The following is a 5,735-nucleotide window of genomic DNA, read 5'->3' as shown; positions in this document are numbered from 1 at the left end:
TACCGAACCCGGAACGGTTCAATTTTCGATACACGGCCTAGTGACCTGAGTCGGAGATTCGTCGTTGGTTGGGTATGGGTATGAGTCGTCCGGGTCCGAAGATTCCGCCGTTGTCGGTGACTGATGCCCAGCGGGCCGTGCTGGAGAACTGGAAGCGGCGTCGTTCGACGGCCCAGGCTCTGGCCTTGCGCTCGCGGATCGTGCTGGAGTGTGCCGAGGGGCACTCGATCATGGAGGTGTCCCGGCGTCTGCGGATCACTCCGGACACGGTCCGCACGTGGCGACGCCGTTTCCTCGAACGGGGCCTGGACGGCTTGTGTGACGACCCGCGGCCCGGTGTCCCGCGGAAGATCACCGACGCGGACGTCGAGCGCGTCATCGTCAAGACGCTGAAGGAGAAGCCGAAGAACGCCACCCGCTGGTCGACGAGGTCGATGGCCGCGGCGACGGGGATGTCGCAGTCGACGGTCTCGCGGATCTGGCGGGCGTTCGCCCTGGCCCCGCACCGCTCACAGACATTCAAGCTGTCCACCGACCCGCTGTTCATCGACAAGGTCCGCGACGTCGTCGGCCTTTATCTCGATCCGCCGGAGAAGGCACTAGTGCTCTGCGTGGACGAGAAATCGCAGATCCAGGCTCTCGACCGCTCTCAGCCGGTGTTGCCGATGATGCCCGGCGTTCCTGAACGCCGCAGCCACGACTACGTCCGCGCCGGCACCACCACCCTGTTCGCCGCCCTAGAAGTGGCGACCGGCAAGGTCATCGGCTCGCTTCACCGCCGCCACCGGGCCGCGGAGTTCAAGAAGTTCCTCACCAAACTCGACAAGGAAGTCCCGGCCGGCCTCCAGGTCCACCTGATCCTCGACAACTACGCGACCCACAAAACGCCCGACATCAAGAAGTGGCTGCTGGCCCACCCGCGGTTCCACCTGCACTTCACGCCGACCAGTGCGTCCTGGCTGAACCTGGTCGAGCGGTGGTTCGCCGAACTCACGCAGAAGAAGCTCAAGCGCGGGGTCCACCGCTCCGTCCAGGCTCTTGAACGCGACATCCGGGCCTGGCTCGCCGACTGGAACGAACACCCTCGGCCCTTCATCTGGACGAAGACCGCCGACGAGATCCTCGACAAAGTCGCCGCCTACTGCCGATGAATCTCTGACTCAGGTCACTAGCGTGTCGTCGGTGGTCGTCGTCTTGGGGCGGTTCTCCTCGGGAACGGTCATGTCGTTCTCCTGGATCGGCCCACCGCCGGCCCCGGACCGGATCGGCCGGCATAAATGGCTCGATCCGGTCCCACATCGCATCGGAGATCACGAAACGGACGGACACACCCGATGAACAGTCCAACCGATCAAAGAGACACGCTCTAGGGCTTCACCCAGCAGGGGCCCCCGGCAGTCTTCTGCCGGAGGCCCCCCTTGCCGTGGCTGTGCGTCTACTTCACGTCGAGGTAGTCACCGGAAGCCGAGACGGCCGAGGTGGTGGACGTACCGGCGAAGCTGTAGCGCCAGTAGCCGTCGGCCGAGGCCTTGACGGTGGTCTTCAGGGTGCCGGTCGAGCTGGTCTGGACAGTCTTGACCGTCGTGTAGCTCTTGGCGCCCTTCTTCTTGAACTGGAGCTTCACCAGCTGCTTGGTGTAACCCCCGTACTTGTAGGTCTGCCAGCTGGCCCGGGTCAGGGCACCAGTGACTGTGATCGTTCTGTTTTTCCTCACCGGTTCCGGCGAGGCGTTGACCGTCAGCCTCGAGTTGCGCAGGACCTTCGCCTTCCCGGCGGCATCCTTGGTGTAGTAGTCACCGTCCTTGGCCAGGGCATGGGTCCTTACGGTCCAGGTCCCGGCGGTGGTGTTGTCCTGGGGATGGATGCGCGGGTTGATTTTCAGCGTGTGGGTGCAGGTGGTCGTTGTGAAGCTCTGGCGCACGCAACTGCCCGCGATGTCTTCGGGGCCAACGAGACCGTAGTAGCCCCCGTTCGGGAGAGGCGTGTGCCACATCACCGGAAAGGTGTTCCCGGTCTCGATGCCCGAGTCGTCCGTGGCGGTCACGGCGATGGTGAATGTCTTCGCGGCCGTGGTCCCCAGAACGATGTCCTCCCCTCCGTTGACGACCACCTTCGTGATTCTGATATCGCCCGAGAAGTCATCCGCCTCGGCGGTGGGCGCACCGGCCTCGGCGGGCGCTCCGCCGGAAAACTCGGCGCCGGACGGCACGTTCAGGCCGGGAGCGGGCCTCTCATCGGCCTGGACGGCCGGTACGACGAAAGCGGAAAGGGCCAGGACGCCAGTGACGGCGGCCACGGTGGCACGAATACGCATGTGTCCCCAAGAAGAAGAAGCCCCGGACGCGGTCATCCCCCGGAACCCGGTTGATCCGTGAACCTTTTGGCTCACACGATCAGACAAGCGAATCGGGCCAACGGTTGCAGGAGTGCCGGAGTTTCGTGAAGATCACTCGAACTGTCGCATGCGCGGGACCCACCGCGTCAGCGGACCGTGGGATGGTATCCGTCGCAGGTGACCGGTCACCCCGCTCGTCCCGCCCTCGCGTTCCCGGCCCCCGCGACTCTCCTGGGCGATCGGCGGCACTTCGGCCGACAGCGGGGAGCCGGTTCAGCTCGCAAGGGCAGGAACTCGACTTCGCCACCCTGCATCCGGCTCCGGCCACCGCAAACACCCCGCGCGAACCTCCACCTACACCTGACCGTCGCCATGCGGCCGCAAGGACGAACCGAAGGGCTTCGGCTGGCGCAACTTCCGCAACCTGAGCATCCACGCCCGGATCCAGCTCAGCGACTGCCCCATCGTCCTGGCCTGGGACACCGCGTTCGTCTCGATGAACGCACTGGCGGCAGACCCCGGGCAGCCCGTGGCGCTCCCCGGCCCGGGGAGCGCCGTAGCGGCCGGAAAGCTCGGCCCGCACGGCGCGGTAGCCCTTTGGGGGCAGGCGCTCCCACGGCAGCCGGTGAACCGCGTCCCCGTCGAAAGACAGCAGCCGCCTGGTCACCTCGTGCCAGCGAACCTGTCCGCAACCAACCCCGTGACCAGGCACCCAGCGCCCTGACCCGTTGACACCCGCCCCATGCCACCAACGCAGCCCTCACACCCTCTCCGCCGCTGCAGGAGCAGGTGGGCTCGACAGTGGCGCGCCCGGGTTCCGGCCGCGCCGCTGTCGAGCTGTGGTCAGCCCTCGGGGGTGCCCTCGGGTCAGTGGAGCTTGTTGACGGCGGTCTTCGTCGTGTTGCTGAAGGCGGTCATCGGTGCGTCCTTGAGGTCGCCCATCTGGCCCCAGCGGACGAGGGTGACGGTGCGGCCGTCGCGGCCGACGGAGAACAGGTGGATGTCGGAGATGCCGATCTGCGGGTCGGCGGTGTCCAGGCTGTAGACCCAGGCGCCCTCCTCGACGGCGAGCTTGCCGTGGGAGGCGCTGTCGGCCTGCAGGCCCGGGTTCTGCTGCTCCAGCAGCGGGCCGCAGCCGGCGAGGGCCCCGCGCAGGGTGTCGACCAACTTCACGGCGTCGGCCTCGGTACGGGCGACGGTGGTGACCTGGACGCCGTTGGTGTCGAGCTCGGTGCTGAACTCGCGGTAGCGGGTGTTCTGCGCCGGGATCTTGTACGGGGCGCAGAGGACGCCGCCGTTCTCCGGGACGCCGGTGAAGATCTGGGTGGCGGTCCACGGCGTCGAGGACGGCGGCATCTGGGAGGCGGCGAGGAAGGCGGGCTGGGCAGCGGCCTGCGCCGGGGTTGTGGCGAGGGCCGCGAGGCCCAGTGCGGCAGCGGCAGCAGTGGCGAGTGCGGTGCGGAGCTTGTTCATGGTGGTGAATCCCCCGTCGGGTTATTCGTTCGGTCAGTGCTCAACCAGCGTGGGGCCGGCACCCGCCGACTGCAACGATCACGCGCCCACCAGCCGTCCCGAACCCGTTCCACCCCCGCTGACGTGCAAGAACGTGAAGGATGGGACGCAGGGATAAGGGGGGTGGAATGCCGAAGGACGCAGCCGTCGAGGAGTTCGCGGGGCTCGTGCGCGCTGAAGGCGCGCGACGGGAGAAGTTACGAGGCGCTGGGCCGGCGACTGAGCATCAGCGCGTCCACCCTCCACCGCTATTGCTCGGGCGCGACCGTCCCGGAGGAGTTCGCCGTGGTCGACCGCCTTGCCCTGCTGGGCGGGACGGACGAGGAGGAGCGGCGGGCCCTGGAGGTGGCCTGGACGCAGGCGGACCGCGCCCGCCGAGGAGCGGCCTCGCCCACGCCCCCGCCTGTACCGGCCGTGTCGGCCACGCCGGAATCGAACCCGGAGCCGCCCGCTCCGAAACCAAGCCTCGACCCCGCCCCGAACTCGACCGCACCGCAAGCGCCCCGCGCCCGTCCCCGTCGTGGCGCCCCCGCTCTCCTCCTCGCCGCCGTCGCCGTCGCCGTCGCCGTCGCCCTCGTCATGCTCGTCCTCACCGCCGCCCTACTCGCCCACCCCGCCCGCACGGCTTCCGCCCCCGCTCCCGCCGATCCGGGGCGGACCGCGCACCCTCCCCTTCACCTGGAGCATCGGCTCCCAGCTCTGGGAGGGCGGCTGCGGGCACACCTACCTCGTGGACCGGGCCCCCCGCACAGTCGCCCCAACGCCGGTCGCCGCCGACTCCAGGGCGTGGGCCAGGACGCACGATGCCGTGCACGGCGGCGGAGGGCGCTGGTCCTGATCACGGTCCAAGGCCGGTCACCGTCCGGCGCCGTCATCCTCCACGCCCTGCACGTGCACTTGGTCGCCCGCCCCGCTGCCGTGGAACGCATACCGAATGGACAACGGCTGTGGAGGCGCCATCACCCCGCGCCACTTCGCCGTGGACCTCGACCGGACCTCTGGATCTACGTGCCGCCGAGCGAGGAGACCCTCGCCGGCGCCGGGTGACGATGCGCGCGGGCGCCTTACCGCCTCGGGAAGCTCCGGGCGGACCGACAGTCGACCGGAGCTCCGCAGCAACCGGCCTCCCGCACGACCCGGCCCGTTCGGCAGCCAGGCGTTGCAGAGCCCGAGCCCCCGGGGTGTTGTGCCGGACGACGTCAGGACGAGAGACACGGTGATGGTTGACAGAGAGTGACCCGGTTCTCGCGGACGCCCCGGGCGGTACGGAAGGGCTCGGCTCGGGCTGGGTGAAGCCCGAGGGAACGGCGGATGTCCACCGAGGCACTGGTGGTTGCGACACCGTGCTGTGCGTGTCGCCCCGGCGTCATCTGACGTACCTAGCGTGTGCACCATGCGACGAGCTTGCTGCCCGCGTGCATTGGCCGGAACGGGATCGACGGCAGTTCTCGCCGCCCTTGTGACGGCAGAGATGACGATCCCTGTCACGCCCGCCGGGGGCGCGGACTCCGTCGAACTCCCCGCCCTGTCGGCCTCTGTGGCGCCGGGCGAAGAGCGCGTGGCCGCGTCCGCCCGGAGTGCCGAGGCGGAGCTGCGGACGGTGCGGGCTCCGCTGACCAAGGGCGTGGAGAGGCTGGGCGGACGACTTCGCCCGGCAGGTGCGTCCGAAGTGCCGGGCGGACAAGAGGCCCTGTGCGCCGATGTCACCCAGGGGCTGTACGGGGCACTGCACACGCTGGCCCCGGCGGCACTCACCGATCTGGAGTACGTCGAGAGCACCCGCACCGACGCCGTCGATCGGATCCGGTCTCACGGTCGGAAGACGGACGAGGCACTTCACTGCGTCGGTGGGCAGGTGAGACGCTGAGTGGAGGAGATCGACTTTCCG

General features: G+C 68.7%; 5 protein-coding genes and 1 pseudogene. 3 read left to right on the top strand and 3 right to left on the bottom strand.

The features are described 5' to 3' along the window. The first annotated feature begins 80 nt into the window (after positions 1-80). Positions 81-1,151 carry an IS630 family transposase gene (locus tag AMK24_RS32415; RefSeq protein ID WP_073772449.1) on the top strand — a complete coding sequence of 357 codons (1,071 nt, stop codon included), beginning with the start codon at positions 81-83 and terminating at the stop codon, positions 1,149-1,151. An 85-nt stretch (positions 1,152-1,236) separates the two neighbouring features. Here the strand turns inward: AMK24_RS32415 and AMK24_RS34430 are convergent. From AMK24_RS34430 to AMK24_RS32395, 3 genes and pseudogenes are all read right to left on the bottom strand, one after another. Then, positions 1,237-1,329, bottom strand: a pseudogene (locus AMK24_RS34430) (IS5/IS1182 family transposase); the annotation flags it as partial. A 106-nt stretch (positions 1,330-1,435) separates the two neighbouring features. After that, positions 1,436-2,314: a calcium-binding protein gene (locus AMK24_RS32405; protein ID WP_199876558.1), complete on the bottom strand. Its 879-nt coding sequence runs from the start codon at positions 2,312-2,314 to the stop codon at positions 1,436-1,438. A gap of 888 nt (positions 2,315-3,202) precedes the next feature. Next, positions 3,203-3,808 (bottom strand): hypothetical protein, encoded by a 606-nt coding sequence (locus tag AMK24_RS32395; RefSeq protein ID WP_073772447.1) that lies wholly within the window; start codon positions 3,806-3,808, stop codon positions 3,203-3,205. Between the two features lie 36 nt (positions 3,809-3,844). Between AMK24_RS32395 and AMK24_RS35375 the strand changes: the two genes are divergently transcribed. Both AMK24_RS35375 and AMK24_RS32385 read left to right on the top strand, forming a co-directional pair. Further along, complete coding sequence (locus AMK24_RS35375) at positions 3,845-4,894, top strand: helix-turn-helix domain-containing protein (RefSeq protein ID WP_338012719.1); 1,050 nt, start codon at positions 3,845-3,847, stop codon at positions 4,892-4,894. A gap of 424 nt (positions 4,895-5,318) precedes the next feature. Beyond that, the gene (locus AMK24_RS32385; protein WP_143203783.1) at positions 5,319-5,714 is read left to right on the top strand and encodes a hypothetical protein; all 396 of its coding nucleotides are present in this window, start codon (positions 5,319-5,321) and stop codon (positions 5,712-5,714) included. The last annotated feature ends 21 nt before the right edge of the window (positions 5,715-5,735 follow it).

It is taken from the genome of Streptomyces sp. CB02366 (assembly GCF_001905905.1).
GTDB lineage: Bacteria > Actinomycetota > Actinomycetes > Streptomycetales > Streptomycetaceae > Streptomyces.
This window is presented reverse-complemented; position numbering and strand designations above follow the sequence as displayed.

Coding starts and splice junctions, on each gene's coding strand:
- AMK24_RS32395 (WP_073772447.1), bottom strand. CDS start 3,808: ATGAACAAGCTCCGCACCGCACTCGCCACTGCTGCCGCTGCCGCACTG.
- AMK24_RS32385 (WP_143203783.1), top strand. CDS start 5,319: ATGACGATCCCTGTCACGCCCGCCGGGGGCGCGGACTCCGTCGAACTC.
- AMK24_RS32415 (WP_073772449.1), top strand. CDS start 81: ATGAGTCGTCCGGGTCCGAAGATTCCGCCGTTGTCGGTGACTGATGCC.
- AMK24_RS32405 (WP_199876558.1), bottom strand. CDS start 2,314: ATGCGTATTCGTGCCACCGTGGCCGCCGTCACTGGCGTCCTGGCCCTT.